Here is a 13,750-nt window from a genome sequence, read left to right on the forward strand (position 1 = left end):
CTGTCGCGCCGCCCCCGCTTGCCCCGGTAGCTTGACGGCGTGCGATTGAGAGTGGAGTTCACGACCGAGCCCTTCGATCTGGAAGAGGCTCCTGCCCATGCCGTGGCGGCCCGCGAGGTCATCCAGAAGGCCCAGCTGGACGCGGTGGACGTCGGCCCGTTCGGCAATACCGCAGAAGGGGAGGCCGGCCGGGTCCTGGCCGCGGTGGAGGCGCTGCTGCGCGACTCCCTGGAGGCCGGCGCCACGCGTGTCTCGCTCCAGGTCAACGTGATCGGGGAGGAGGTGTCATGACCGAGCCCCGCGATCACCCCTTCGTCACCGCGGTCAAACCGCTGGTGGACGCCATGGGCGGCGAGCTGATGGATCCCTCCCTGGCGCAGCCCGACGACGTCGTGCTCACTTGGGAGGGTCAGGACCTGCTGGCCGTGCGCCTGCCGCAGCTCTCGGACTCGCTGGACCACATCCTGGCGGCCCTGGAGCGCCGGTTCGGCGTACCGTTGGCACAGCTCGACCGGAAGTCCAAGCAGGACGTCGTACGCATACTCGAGGCGCGGGGCGCCTTCTCCGTGCGGCACGGTGTGGAAACGGTCGCGGGCGCTCTAGGCGTGAGCCGCTTCACCGTCTACAACTACTTGAACAGGGACTCCGGCGCCCCCAAGGGGACGGGCAAGAGCAGCCAGGAGTGAACGATGACTGACTCACAGTGACGAGCCGCCGCCCAATTCACCCGGGCGGCGGCTTTTGTGTACGGGAAGTTTCAACAAAGTGTTGACGCCGTGTTGTCGAGGGCGTTAGCTATGCGCAGCCCGTCAAAGCAACAACAGGCCACGGAGGCCTACCGTGACTTCGAGTCCGACCCCGGGTCTCACCCGGTTCAACACCTTGGACGACAGCGCGGCCACGGCCGAGCTGCACGAGGTGTGCGCCAGTTCGGCGTGGGGGAGCAAGATGCTCGCCCAGCGCCCCTTCGCCACCGCAGAGTCCCTGTTCGCCGCGAACGAAGCCGCCATGGCGGAGCTCACCGCGGACGACCTGGGCGAAGCGATGGGAGGCCACGCGCCGATCGGCCGGCCGAAGCCGGGAGACCCGACCTCCGCCCGCGAGCAGCGCGGCATGGCCGGTGCCTCGGAGGAGCTCAAGAGCGAACTCCTCGAACTGAACCTGGCCTACCAGGACAAGTTCGGCCACGTCTTCCTCATCTGCGCCACCGGTGCGACCGGTGAGTTCATGCGTGACGCGGTCAAGGTCCGGATCGACAACTCGCCGGAGCAGGAGCGGGAGATCGCCCGCGGCGAGCTCGTCAAGATCAACAAGATCCGCCTCACCCGTCTCGTCGAACTCGCAGAAGGAGCGTAACCATGAGCACCGAGACCACCGCGTCGGTGTCCACGCACATCCTGGACACCAGCATCGGCAAGCCCGCCGAGGGCGTCGCCATCTCCCTGTCGGCCCGCACGGGTCCCGGCGGCGAGTGGGCGGCCCTGGGCGGCTCCGCCACCGATGCGGACGGGCGCTGCAAGGACCTGCCGGCGCTGCCGGAGGGCACCACCCACGTGCGTCTCGATTTCGAGACCGAGACGTACTTCTTCAAGAAGCAAGCCGAGGCGCAGCAGGACGCCCCCCGCGTAAGGGACAGCGGTGCGTTCTTCCCCGAGGTCATCATCACCTTCGCGGTGAACCCGGGCGAGCATTACCACGTACCGCTGCTGCTCAACCCGTTCGGCTACTCCGTTTACCGAGGGAGCTAGCATGGCCACGATTCTGGGCCAGAACCAGTACGGCAAAGCAGAGAACCGCGTCGTCAAGATCACGCGGGACGGCGACACGCACCACATCAAGGACCTGAACGTCTCGGTCGCCCTCTCCGGCGACATGGACGACGTCCACTACTCCGGCTCGAACGCCAACGTCCTGCCGACGGACACCACCAAGAACACGGTGTACGCGTTCGCCAAGGAGTACGGCATCGAGTCCGCCGAGCAGTTCGGCATCCACCTGGCGCGCTGGTTCGTGGGCAGCCAGGAGCCGATCCAGAAGGCGCGCATCCGGATCGAGGAGTACTCCTGGTCCCGGATCGCCACCTCGGACGCCAACTCCAAGTTCATCGGCTCCGACGAGGTGAACCACTCCTTCGTCCGCGAGGGCCAGGAGACCCGCGTCACCCAGATCACGTACGACGGCACGAACTGGGAGGTCATCTCCGGCCTCAAGGACCTCGTCGTCATGAACTCCACGAACTCCGAGTTCTGGGGTTACGTGAAGGACAAGTACACGACGCTGAAGGAGGCCTACGACCGGATCCTGGCCACCCAGGTGTCGGCTCGCTGGCGCTTCAACTGGTCGGACGACGAGCAGCGGATGCCCAACTGGGAGAAGTCCTACGCCGAGACCCGCAAGCACATGCTGCAGGCCTTCGCGGAGACCTACTCCCTGTCGCTGCAGCAGACCCTGTACCAGATGGGTTCGCGCATCATCAACCACCGTTCGGAGATCGACGAGGTCCGCTTCTCGCTCCCGAACAAGCACCACTTCCTCGTCGACCTGGAGCCCTTCGGCCTCAAGAACGACAACGAGGTGTACTTCGCCGCGGACCGTCCCTACGGTCTGATCGAGGCCACCGTCCTGCGTGACGGTGTGGACGCCCGCATCCCCGTGGACATGACCAACCTCTGACACGGCACGCCCGGTCCCGGGGCTCCGCAGTGGCCCCGGGAACCGGCGACACCCACCCAGCTTCCTGAATCGGCACCCGGACGTATCACACGGGGCGGCAGTACTGTCAGCTGTCAAGGCCCCCGGCTCCGGCACTCAAATCCCCCGGGCCTTGCCGTGCCCCCACCGCCACTGAAAGCACGAGGAAGTCCCATGGCAGCATCGGCAGCCCTTGACAGCGCGGTCGAGCGCATCGTCATCGAGAACTGTGCGATCGCGACCGTCGACGCGAACGACACCGAGTACGCCTCGGGTCACATCGTCATCGCCGGCAACAAGATCGAGTCCATCGGCGCGGGCAAGGCCCCCGAGAACCTCGACAACGTCGTACGCCGCATCGACGGCACCGGGCACCTCGTGACCCCCGGTCTGGTCAACACGCACCACCACTTCTACCAGTGGATCACGCGTGGCCTGGCCACCGACCACAACCTCTTCAACTGGCTCGTCTCGCTGTACCCGACCTGGGCGCGCATCGACGAGCAGATGACGTACACGGCCGCGCAGGGCTCCCTCGCCGCAATGGCCAAGGGTGGTGTGACCACCGCGATGGACCACCACTACGTCTTCCCCAAGGGCTCCGGCGACCTCTCCGGCTCGATCATCCGCGCCGCCTCCGAGATGGGCGTCCGCTTCACCCTCGCCCGCGGCTCGATGGACCGCAGCGAGAAGGACGGCGGCCTGCCGCCGGACCACGCCGTCGAGACCCTCGAAGGCGCGCTCGCCGACACCGAGGCGACCGTGAAGAAGTACCACGACGCCTCCTTCGACGCGATGACCCAGGTCGCCGTGGCCCCGTGCTCCCCCTTCTCGGTCTCCACCGAGCTGCTGAAGCAGGGCGCCGAGCTGGCCCGCCGCCTGGGCGTGCGCATGCACACGCACGGCTCCGAGACCGTCGAGGAAGAGCAGTTCTGCAAGGAACTGTTCGGCATGGGCCCGACCGACTACTTCGAGTCGACCGGCTGGCTCGGCGAGGACGTGTGGATGGCGCACAGCGTCCACATGAACGACTCCGACATCGCCGCGTTCGCCCGCACCAAGACCGGTGTCGCGCACTGCCCGTCCTCCAACGCCCGTCTGGCCGCCGGCATCGCCCGTGTCCCGGACATGCTCGCCGCCGGTGTCCCGGTCGGCCTCGGCGTGGACGGCACCGCCTCCAACGAGTCCGGTGAGCTGCACACCGAGCTGCGCAACGCGCTGCTGATCAACCGCCTGAACCCGGTCCACCGCGAGCGCGCCCTGAACGCGCGCCAGGCCCTGCGCCTCGGTACGTACGGCGGCGCCCAGGTCCTCGGCCGCGCCGACAACATCGGTTCGCTGGAGGTCGGCAAGTGCGCCGACCTGGTGCTGTGGAACTTGAACACCTTCCTGCACTCCTCGATCGCCGACCCGGTCACCGCCCTGGTCTTCGGTGCGGCGGCCCCGGTCACCGCTTCGTTCGTCAACGGCAAGCAGATCGTCGAGAACAACCGCCTCCTCTTCGCCGACGAGGACGCCATCGCGGTGTCCACGCGGGCAGAGGCCCAGCGCCTCGCGCGGATCTCCGCGCAGGCCTGATTCCCCCCGGAGTCCGGCCGGGGGGGACGGCCCCCGGCCGGCCGCCGCGGACCCGAGCGGGGTCCGTGGCAGCCGTTCCCGGGTAGCGCCTGAGGAGATCCGAAGGCGCCCCCGGGGGCGGTGACTCGTGCCACCAGCTCTACGGCGCGCATCTCGCGCCACTGCCGCGGCACCTCCAGCTCACGATCCGGTTCCGGCCGGAGCCGGGAGCCGGACCGCAGCGCGGAAGCGAAGATCGGGCGAATCGTTTCCGCACCCCTTGGGACCAGCAGTAGCACCACCCACAACCGCATACAGGCTCGACTCGCACCGCTTTCGCACCACCTCCAAGACACCCACGTCCCTGCCGACGTGTTACCCGACCGGAGGAAGCCGTGGCCCTGCCGCCCAGGTTTCGCAAAGAAGCAGTCGCAGTACCGGAGGAGAAGCATCCGGTCGACGAGACCCTGCCTCCCCTGAAGATGTTCACGAGCGGCCTCCAGCACGTGGCCGCCATGTACGCGGGTGTCGTGGCCCCGCCCATGATCGTCGGCCCCGCCGTCGGACTCTCCGCCTCCGAGACCGCCTTCCTGATGGGCGCCTCGCTCTTCACCGCCGGCCTCGCCACCCTCCTCCAGACCCTCGGGTTCTGGAAGATCGGCGCCAAACTCCCCTTCGTCAACGGCGTGTCCTTCGCCGGTGTGACCCCGATGATCGCGATCGGCAAGGGGGAGGGGGACGATGCCATCCCCGTCATCTTCGGCGCGATCATCGTCGCCGGGGTCATCGGCTTCTTCGCCGCCCCCTACTTCGGCAAACTCGTCCGTTTCTTCCCACCGGTCGTGACGGGTACGGTCATCACCCTCATCGGCGTCTCGCTGCTGCCCGTCGCCTTCAACTGGTCGCAGGGCGGGAACCGCACCGCCGGCGACTACGGCTCCATGCGGAACATCGGCATGGCTGCCGCCACCCTGGTCATCGTCCTGCTGATGCGCAAGTTCCTGCGCGGCTTCCTCCAGCAGATATCCATCCTGCTCGGCCTCGTCGCGGGCACGCTCATCGCCCTCCCGCTCGGCATGACCGACTTCGACGCGGTCAGGAACGCCTCGGTGGTCGGCTTCCCGAGCCCCTTCCACTTCGGCGCCCCGCAGTTCCAGGTCGCCGCCGTCATTTCGATGTGCATCGTCATGCTGGTCTGCATGACCGAGTCCACCGCCGACATCCTGGCGCTGGGCAGGATCGTCGGCCGTCCTGCGGACGCGAAGACCATCGAGGGCGGGCTGCGCGCCGACACCCTCGGCAGCGCGATCAGCCCGCTGTTCAACGGGTTCATGTGCAGCGCCTTCGCCCAGAACATCGGTCTGGTCGCCATGACCAAGGTGCGCAGCCGCTTCGTCGTCGCCGCGGGCGGAGGCATCCTGATCCTGCTGGGCCTGTGCCCGATGGCGGCCTCCGTCATCGGAGTGGTCCCGCTGCCCGTCCTCGGTGGCGCCGGCATCGTGCTCTTCGGCTCGGTCGCGGCCAGCGGCATCCAGACCCTGGCCGGGGCGGCCATGGAGAAGGGCGAGAACGCCCTGATCGTCGCCGCCTCCGTGGGCATCGGCCTGATCCCGATCGCCGCGCCGGAGTTCTACCACGCCTTCCCGAAGGACCTGCTGGTCGTCCTCGACTCCGGCATCAGCACCGGCTGCGTCGTGGCCATCCTGCTGAACCTGGCCTTCAACCACCTCGGCGCCAGGAAGGGCGCGGCCTCGGGGGCCGCTCCGGACCCGGTGCCGGTGCACTGACGCCCGACCCGCCCCCGTCAGCAGGTCGAGTGGAACAGGCCGGCGACCCGCTCGGTGGCGGCCAGCCGGTTGTAGACCTCCACCGCCGCGGTCGTCTCCGCCACGTGCACCTCGACCCCGGCCGCCCGCAGCACCTCCACCGTCTGCCGGGCGATCCCGAGGCGCTGGTCCATGCCCTGGCTCAGCACCACCGCCGTCACCCCCAGGTCGAGGAACTCGCGCACCTCCTGCGGCTGGACGCCGGGCTCGTGCCGCGTGCCGTGCTCAAACCAGTCCCAGGGGCGGCCGCCGCCCGGGTAGAGCCTGAAGTCCTTGCCGGGGGCGAGCCCTTCGGCCTCGATCCGGCCCCACGAGAGGTGCGTGATGCGCGGGGACCGCTCCGCGTCCGGTTCCGGCACCGGGGGAGTCCACAGCATCAAGTTGCTCATCAGCTCGGCCTGTTCGATCGCGTCGTCCAGGGCGTGGTGCGTGTGGCGGCGGCGCGACAGCAGTGCGCGCGGCATCCGGCCCTTCACGGCGGCCCGCAGCGGCACCCGCGCCTTCGTCGCGTAGAGCGTCTTCATGTCCAGGCACCCGGAGTGGCCGAAGGGGCTGTCCGCGCCGAAGCGGATCAGGTACCAGTACAGGAAGGTCCAGTCGAAGGACGCCGGATAACCGCACATCACCGGCTGCGCCCCCGCGGACACCTCCCGTACCCAGGCCCGGAACTCGGTCATGGCCACCGCCGGATCGGTGCCTTCCCGCACCAGCCGGTCGCGGTCCAACCCGCTCACGGCCAGCGCCTCGGGCACGAACTCCTCGCTGATGGGACGCAACTCCCGATAGAAGGTGAGCTGTTCCGGATCGGCGGCCGTATACGAAGACCCGTCCTGACGTCCCGCGACCGAGGCCCCGAAGCTGATCATCGAATACGGTCCGGGAATGGGTCCGTCGGCCTCGATGTCGACGGAGATGTACAGGCTGGGACGTGCGGTGCGGGCTGCCATGCGCCGAGGATGCCAGCATCCCGCGCCACCGCTCACCCCGTTTTCCGCGGGCGCCGGTGTGCGGAATCGACTCCGGGCCGTCCCGGGGGGAGCATGGGAAGCGGGGTGCCCCGGACCGAAGGAAGGGCCATGTTCGAAAACAGCAGGGCATTCAGCGGATTCGCGGTCGACGACCTGGACAGGGCCAAGGAGTTCTACGGCACGACCCTCGGCCTGAGCGTCTCGCAGGACGAGGAGATGGGCCTGCTCCGCCTGGACCTCGCGGGCGGCACGACGGTCATGGTCTACCCGAAGGAGGACCACCGGCCCGCGGTCTATACGATCTTGAACTTCCCCGTGGACGACGTGGAACGGGCCGTCGACGAGCTGACCGCCCGCGGTGTCACCTTCGAACGCTACGAGGGCTTCGAGGCGGACGCCAAGGGCATCGTGCACGGCGATGAGGGCACGCCCACCATCGCCTGGTTCAAGGACCCGGCGGGCAACATCCTGTCCGTGCTCAACGGCGGGCCCTGACCGGGCCCGGCCGTCGTGCTCCGCCGGTCGATCACAGGTGGCCCAGGACGTTGACGACCCGGCCGTCGGGGTCGCGTACGAAGAACCGACGCACCCCCCACTCCTCGTCCTGGAGGGGGTGCACGATCTCCGCACCGCTCGCGCGCACGACCGCGTAGGCCGCGTCGACGTCGTCCACCTCCACGCTCATGTCGGGTGTGACCGGCGCCGTCCTGTCCCCGGTCATGACGCTGACCTGGGCCGCCGGCCGGGAGGGGGACGCGAGCGTCACGATCCACCCGTGGTCCATGACCTCCTCGAAGCCCAGCAGGCCGTAGAACTCCCGGCTCCGCGCCAGGCTCTTCGACTGGACGTTGGGTACGACACGGCGAACGGACATCGACGGCTCCCGGCGCGACGGAACGTATGGTGCGTAAGCCCATGGTCGCCCACGTCACGCCCGGAGACAGCCCTACGGGGCCGGGGTCACAGGGTCGCGGTCACGGCGCCGGGTCACGGCGCCGGGGTCAAGAACATGCCCGTCTGGTCCGCGCCCGCGGTGTTCTTGCAGCTGAAGCCGGAGCTCGCGGGCTGCGCGACGACCAGGGCCAGGCAGCGCCCCGCGGCCAGCTGGCCGAAGTAGTTCGGGTGCATGGACTCCTGGATCAGCCCCTGCGTCTCGTTGTTGTCGATCCAGCGCGCCCACTCGCTCGTCTTCGCCGAGGCCGGCACCGCGGAAGTCACCTGCTTGCTCGCCTTCGCACACACCTCGCGGCCCTGCATCATGTCCCGCAGGTCCAGGAACTGCACGCCCTTGGCCGCCGCGGCCGCCTTGATCCGGCCCGCTATCTGCGGCACCAGCGAGTCCCGCGCCCAGTCCGAGTCCCGGTTCCAGAAGGGGCAGCCGCCGCTGTTGAGCCGGCTCCAGTCGCTCTGCGTGTAGCGGTTCTCCGCGCCGCGCGGGATCGGCGACGGGTAGGACTGCAGCACGATCCGGTACCCGGAGTCCGCGTACCCGGCAGTGCGCATCACGGCCCGGATCTCGTCCACGGACTTGCCGACGTTGCCCATGACCGCGTCGATCTTCTGGTCGACGCCGTACTGCTGGTCGTCGTAGCAGTACGAGTTCCAGATGACGAAGTCGAGCGCGCAGTCCTTGATGATGTCGGCGAAGCCGAGGTCGTTCCCGCCGATGGACAGGGCGATGACCTTGACGTTGTGGCTCGCGGCCACCGCGGCCAGCTGATCGGCCTGCGGGGCCTCGCCCTTGTAGGAGACACCGCCGTTGGAGGCGCGGAACACGTTGTCCGAGACCGCCCCCGAGCAGGCCAGGTTGACGGCGACGTCGGCGATCGCCCCGGCGCTGCGCACCTCGGCGGAGTCGGAGCGGTGGCATCCGCCGGCGGTGGTCCCGTAGACCTTGCCGGGATCGTAGGTGCTGCCGCTGACCCAGCCCCGGTCGGTCCCGTTCCGGTTCCCGCTGTTGGTCAGGCTGTTGCCCTTCCAGCGGCCGGCCTCGCCGGAGATGTAGCTGTCGCCCATGGACACCACGGCGGTGGGTCCGGTCCCGGGGCTGGCGGCCGAGGTTCCGGCTCCGCCGGCCAGCAGCGCGCTGGCGGCGAGCGGCACGACCAAGCCGGCCCCGGCCAGTCGTCGCACCCGACTGCGGTCCCGGTCCTTGCTGACGTTGCGGAATCCGATCACTGCGGAACTCCTGCGTTCGGCCACGCCGAAGTCGGCGACGACTGCGTCGCGTGGCTGGGAAGTGGGGGTACCGCCGGCCGGTGGCATCGGAAAGGTGACACGGGCCCGCTTGTTACCGCTAGGTACAGGCAAGTTACGAACGAGTAACGACCGACCGGTCGTTCGGGAGTCCGCCCCTCCCGTTGTGGAACGCAAACGGCTCCGCCCCCGTGCCGTGAGGCGACGGGGGCGGAGCCGACGGGTTTCGACCGCTGTGCGTCTCGGTCGAACCCCGGTCTCAGCCGACCAGCTGGTCGTATGCGGGGAGGGTGAGGAAGTCCGCGTAGTCCGCGTCCAGGGAGACTTGGAGCAGGAGGTCGTGGGCCTGGTTCCACTTGCCGGCCGCGAAGGCCTCCTCGCCGACCTCGGCGCGGATGGCTGCCAGTTCCTCGGCGGCGATCTTGCGGGTCAGATCGGCGGTGGCCGTCTCGCCGTTCTCGAAGACGACACCCGCGTTGATCCACTGCCAGATCTGCGAGCGCGAGATCTCGGCGGTGGCCGCGTCCTCCATCAGGCCGAAGATGCCGACGGCGCCGAGGCCGCGCAGCCACGCCTCGATGTAGCGGATGCCGACCTGGACCGCGTTGCGCAGGCCCTCGTACGTCGGCCGCGCGTCCAGGGAGTCGATCGCGATGAGCTCGCCCGGGGCCACCGAGACGTCCTCGCGCAGGCGGTCCTTCTGGTTCGGCTTCTCGCCGAGCACCGCGTCGAACGAGGCCATCGCGATCGGGACCAGGTCGGGGTGGGCGACCCAGGAGCCGTCGAAGCCGTCGCCCGCCTCGCGGTCCTTGTCGGCCTTGACCTTCTCGAAGGCGACCTTGTTGACCTCGGCGTCCTTGCGGGACGGGATGAAGGCCGCCATGCCGCCGATGGCGTGCGCGCCGCGCTTGTGGCAGGTGCGGACCAGTAGTTCGGTGTACGCCCGCATGAACGGAGCGGTCATCGTCACCGCGTTGCGGTCCGGCAGGACGAACTTCTCGCCGCCGTCACGGAAGTTCTTGACGATGGAGAAGAGGTAGTCCCAGCGGCCCGCGTTCAGACCGGCCGCGTGGTCGCGCAGCTCGTAGAGGATCTCCTCCATCTCGTACGCGGCGGTGATCGTCTCGATCAGGACGGTCGCGCGGACGGTGCCCTGGGGGATGCCGACGTAGTCCTGGGCGAAGACGAAGATCTCGTTCCAGAGGCGCGCCTCCAGGTGCGATTCCGTCTTCGGCAGGTAGAAGTACGGGCCCTTGCCGAGGTCGATCAGGCGCTTCGCGTTGTGGAAGAAGTAGAGCCCGAAGTCCACGAGCGAGCCGGAGGCGGGGCCGCCCTCGAACCGCAGGTGACGCTCCTCCAGGTGCCAGCCGCGCGGCCGCATGACGACGGTCGCGAGCTCGGCGGCGGGCTTCAGTGCGTACGCCTTGCCCGTGCGGGGGTCGGTGAAGTCGATGCGGCGCTCGTAGGCGTCGATGAGGTTCAGCTGGCCGAGGACGACGTTCTCCCAGGTGGGAGCCGAGGCGTCCTCGAAGTCGGCGAGCCAGACCTTGGCGCCCGAGTTCAGGGCGTTGATGGTCATCTTGCGGTCCGTCGGACCGGTGATCTCCACGCGACGGTCGTTCAGCGCGGCCGGGGCCGGCGCCACCTTCCAGTCGCCCTCGCGGACCTGTGCGGTGTCCGGGAGGAAGTCGAGGGTGGAGGTCCGGGCGATCTCGGCACGGCGCTCGCCGCGACGGGCGAGGAGCTCGGTGCGGCGGGGGGCGAACCGCCGGTGCAGCTCGGCCACGAAGGCGAGTGCCGCTTCGGTGAGGACTTCGTCCTGCCGGGGCAGGGGCTCGGCGTCGACGATGGCCAGCGGGGACGGCGCTGGTGCGGACATATCTGTCACTCCTTCAGCGGCGGTGCCTGGCGGCCGCGGGGGAATGCTCGCGCGAGACGGCACGCAGTGCCGTCGGGTGTGGAGAGTTCCGGAGTACGGTCGCGGGCGCCGTCTGGGGGTTCAGGGCGCTTCTGACCAGTGGATAGTAATTTCCTCATGGTGGAAGTTCAATGGTTTGTTGATGTCGAGATTCTCTGAGTCGACAGATTCCGCTTCTTGGTGGCCCTCAGTGCCAAGGTCGTCACGCCGTGCTCAGAGGAGTCGTGCCAGGTCGGGCGGCGTGTCGATGTCGAAGGCCTCCGCGATGTCCGCACACTCCACCAGCATGAGCTCCCCGGCATGTCGCGCAAGGTGCACCCGCGCGCCCTTGTCGCCGGTCGCCGTCGCTGCGATGTCGGCCCAGCGGTCCGCGCCGAACAGCACGGGATGGCCGCGCTCCCCGGCGTAGGCCGCCGCCACCAGGCTGGTGGGGGAGCGGTACGCCCGGAGCACCCGGGCCACGGCCGCCGGGCCGATGCCCGGCTGGTCCACGAGCGAGACCAGCGCCGCGCGGGCTCCCGTACCGGCCAGCGAGGTCAGGCCGACCCGCAGCGAGGAGCCCATCCCCTGCGCCCAGTCCGGGTTGTCCACGACCACGCAGCCGGACAGGTCGGCGCGCTCGCGGACCTCGGCCGCCGAGGCGCCGAGCACCACGTGCACCGGGCCGCAGCCCGCTTCGCGCAGGACGCGCACGGCGTTCTCGACCAGCGGGCGGTCGCGATAGGGGAGCAGGGCCTTCGGCCGCCCGCCGAGCCGGCGGCCGCCGCCGGCGGCCAGGAGCAGGCCCGCGATCAGGGGTGCGTCGGAGTGCGCGTTGGCTGACATGCCACCGATTCTCGCTCCTGCGCGAACCCGCGTGACCGCCGCGCCAGGGAGCGGCGTACGGAGGTCAGCGCGGCGCCGATCCGCAGCGGACGCGCGATCCGGTCCTCGGCGGCGGACAACAGGGCGCGTTCGTCACGGTCGGTCAGCATCTCGGCGTCTCCTTGCCAATCGGGGGCCAATAAGGCGAGTCTGGTCCTCGATTGGCCTGGCCGTCAGAGCCAATCAGGGGAGGTTGGCATGGCAAACGGGCGAGTGGTCCAGACAGCGGACAGAACCATGGGCAGCCGCCAGCTCGCGGCCCTGCTGCCCGCCGACGTCCTGGCCCGCCCCGGCTACCGGGCGCTCGCCGACGCCGTCCGCACCCTGATCCTCGACGGCCGCGTCGCCCTGCACGTCCGGCTTCCCGCCGAACGCGAGCTCGCCGAGGCGGTCGGTGCGAGCCGGGCCACCGTCACCGGCGCCTACGACCTGCTGCGCGAGAGCGGCTACGTACGCAGCCGGCGCGGCTCCGGCACCTGGACCGAGCTCCCCGACGGACACCGCCCGGTCGGAGCCCATGCGCTCCTCGGCGCCGGCGGCCACAGCGCCGACGGCGATCCCGGCGTCGACCTCGCCATCGCCGCCATGGGCGCCCCGGAGGGCAGCCTCGCCGACGCCCTGGCCCGGGCCGCGCCCCGGCTGCCCGGGCTCGCCCGGACCCCCGGCTACCACCCCTTCGGCCTGCCCGACCTGCGGAGCGTGGTGGCCGACCGCTTCACCCGGCGCGGCCTGCCCACGCGCCCCGAGCAGATCCTGGTCACGGCCGGGGCCCAGCAGGCCTTCACGCTGGTCGTCAGCCTGCTCTGCCGGCCCGGCGACCGGGTCGTCACCGAGAACCCGACCTACGCCAACGCCCTCGACGCCCTGCGCCACGCACGGCTGCGCACCGGATCCATCGCCGTCTCCGACGCGGGCTGGGACATGGGGATTGCCGAGTCGACCCTGCGCCAGACCGTGCCGAGGCTGGCGTACGTGATCCCCGACTTCCACAACCCGACGGGTGCGCTGATGCCGCCGGAGCAGCGGCTGCGGCTGCTCGCGACGACCCGGGCGACCGGGACCTGGTTGGTGGTCGACGAGACCATCGCCGACATCGCCCTGGACGTGCCCGCGCCCGCGCCACTGGCCTCCCTCGCCCCGCGCGGCGGCGCGGACCACGTGATCACCATCGGTTCGCTCAGCAAGACGCACTGGGGCGGGCTGCGCGTGGGGTGGATCCGGGCCGGCGCGAAGATGATCACGGAGCTGACGGCCGTACGGGTCTCCGCCGACATGACGGGATCGGTCCTCGACCAGCTCGTCGCCCTCCCCCTGCTGGACGGCATGGACCGGGAACTGCCCGCACGGCTGACGCAGCTGCGGATCCAGCGCGAGGCCCTGGTGCAGTCGCTCCGGCGGCACACCCCCGAATGGTCCTGGCAGGTCCCGCCGGGCGGCCTCTCGCTCTGGGTCGACCTGGGCGAACCGGTCAGCTCCGCCCTGGCCGAGCGGGCCGCCGCGGCCGGAGTGCACATCGGCCGCGGCGCGCGCTTCGGGGTGGACCCGGGAACCTTCGAGCACCGCCTTCGGATCCCGTACACGCTCCCCGCCGACCGCCTCGACGAGGGCATCCGCCGCCTCGCGAGCGCCTTCCACGACGGCGTCCCGCTGGCTTCGGCGGTGGAGCGCCCGCACTGGGTCGCGTAGGCCGTCCGGCCGGTCGGCCCGGCTCGCGCCCCGTTCGGTGGAGC

General features: G+C 69.9%; 15 protein-coding genes. 9 read left to right on the forward strand and 6 right to left on the reverse strand.

Annotation, left to right across the window (positions count from 1 at the left end):
- The first annotated feature begins 39 nt into the window (after nt 1–39).
- From IE257_RS12520 to IE257_RS12550, 7 genes are all read left to right on the forward strand, one after another.
- The gene (locus tag IE257_RS12520) at nt 40–291 is read left to right on the forward strand and encodes a YkoF family thiamine-binding protein (protein ID WP_189967840.1); all 252 of its coding nucleotides are present in this window, start codon (nt 40–42) and stop codon (nt 289–291) included.
- The gene (locus tag IE257_RS12525; protein ID WP_189967842.1) at nt 288–686 is read left to right on the forward strand and encodes a helix-turn-helix domain-containing protein; all 399 of its coding nucleotides are present in this window, start codon (nt 288–290) and stop codon (nt 684–686) included. The genes IE257_RS12520 and IE257_RS12525 overlap by 4 nt, the downstream gene beginning before the upstream one ends.
- A gap of 154 nt (nt 687–840) precedes the next feature.
- Nucleotides 841–1,356 carry a 2-oxo-4-hydroxy-4-carboxy-5-ureidoimidazoline decarboxylase gene (uraD, locus tag IE257_RS12530; protein WP_189967843.1) on the forward strand — a complete coding sequence of 172 codons (516 nt, stop codon included), beginning with the start codon at nt 841–843 and terminating at the stop codon, nt 1,354–1,356.
- Between the two features lie 2 nt (nt 1,357–1,358).
- Entirely contained in the window at nt 1,359–1,748 is a 390-nt protein-coding gene (uraH, locus tag IE257_RS12535; protein WP_189967847.1) for a hydroxyisourate hydrolase, read from the forward strand.
- Nucleotide 1,749: 1 nt separating this feature from the next.
- Nucleotides 1,750–2,673, forward strand: coding sequence for a factor-independent urate hydroxylase (gene pucL, locus IE257_RS12540; protein WP_189967849.1), 924 nt, complete (start codon nt 1,750–1,752; stop codon nt 2,671–2,673).
- A 192-nt stretch (nt 2,674–2,865) separates the two neighbouring features.
- The gene (locus IE257_RS12545) at nt 2,866–4,269 is read left to right on the forward strand and encodes an 8-oxoguanine deaminase (protein WP_189967851.1); all 1,404 of its coding nucleotides are present in this window, start codon (nt 2,866–2,868) and stop codon (nt 4,267–4,269) included.
- A 374-nt stretch (nt 4,270–4,643) separates the two neighbouring features.
- Entirely contained in the window at nt 4,644–6,035 is a 1,392-nt protein-coding gene (locus IE257_RS12550; protein WP_189967853.1) for a nucleobase:cation symporter-2 family protein, read from the forward strand.
- Nucleotides 6,036–6,052: 17 nt separating this feature from the next.
- Here IE257_RS12550 and IE257_RS39120 read toward each other — a convergent pair whose 3' ends face one another.
- Complete coding sequence (locus IE257_RS39120; RefSeq protein WP_308277848.1) at nt 6,053–7,021, reverse strand: MTH938/NDUFAF3 family protein; 969 nt, start codon at nt 7,019–7,021, stop codon at nt 6,053–6,055.
- Nucleotides 7,022–7,150: 129 nt separating this feature from the next.
- On the opposite strand from IE257_RS39120, the gene IE257_RS12565 reads away from it, so the two are divergent.
- On the forward strand, nt 7,151–7,537 hold the full coding sequence (locus IE257_RS12565; protein ID WP_189967855.1) for a VOC family protein: 387 nt from the start codon (nt 7,151–7,153) through the stop codon (nt 7,535–7,537).
- Nucleotides 7,538–7,568: 31 nt separating this feature from the next.
- On the opposite strand, the gene IE257_RS12570 is transcribed toward IE257_RS12565, so the two are convergent.
- The 5 genes from IE257_RS12570 to IE257_RS12590 form a co-directional block, all read right to left on the reverse strand.
- Nucleotides 7,569–7,916 (reverse strand): VOC family protein, encoded by a 348-nt coding sequence (locus tag IE257_RS12570; RefSeq protein ID WP_189967857.1) that lies wholly within the window; start codon nt 7,914–7,916, stop codon nt 7,569–7,571.
- A 113-nt stretch (nt 7,917–8,029) separates the two neighbouring features.
- The gene (locus tag IE257_RS12575; RefSeq protein WP_372453000.1) at nt 8,030–9,220 is read right to left on the reverse strand and encodes a GDSL-type esterase/lipase family protein; all 1,191 of its coding nucleotides are present in this window, start codon (nt 9,218–9,220) and stop codon (nt 8,030–8,032) included.
- Nucleotides 9,221–9,497: 277 nt separating this feature from the next.
- Complete coding sequence (gene aceB / locus IE257_RS12580) at nt 9,498–11,117, reverse strand: malate synthase A (RefSeq protein WP_189967861.1); 1,620 nt, start codon at nt 11,115–11,117, stop codon at nt 9,498–9,500.
- A 252-nt stretch (nt 11,118–11,369) separates the two neighbouring features.
- Nucleotides 11,370–11,981 (reverse strand): nucleotidyltransferase family protein, encoded by a 612-nt coding sequence (locus tag IE257_RS12585; RefSeq protein ID WP_189967863.1) that lies wholly within the window; start codon nt 11,979–11,981, stop codon nt 11,370–11,372.
- Nucleotides 11,948–12,130: a hypothetical protein gene (locus IE257_RS12590; protein ID WP_189967865.1), complete on the reverse strand. Its 183-nt coding sequence runs from the start codon at nt 12,128–12,130 to the stop codon at nt 11,948–11,950. The genes IE257_RS12585 and IE257_RS12590 overlap by 34 nt, the downstream gene beginning before the upstream one ends.
- Nucleotides 12,131–12,218: 88 nt before the next feature.
- Here IE257_RS12590 and yczR point away from each other — a divergent pair, with 88 nt between their 5' ends.
- Nucleotides 12,219–13,706, forward strand: coding sequence for a MocR-like transcription factor YczR (yczR, locus tag IE257_RS12595; RefSeq protein ID WP_189967867.1), 1,488 nt, complete (start codon nt 12,219–12,221; stop codon nt 13,704–13,706).
- Nucleotides 13,707–13,750: the final 44 nt, after the last annotated feature.

This window comes from Streptomyces avidinii (genome assembly GCF_014650695.1).
Classification (GTDB): domain Bacteria; phylum Actinomycetota; class Actinomycetes; order Streptomycetales; family Streptomycetaceae; genus Streptomyces; species Streptomyces avidinii.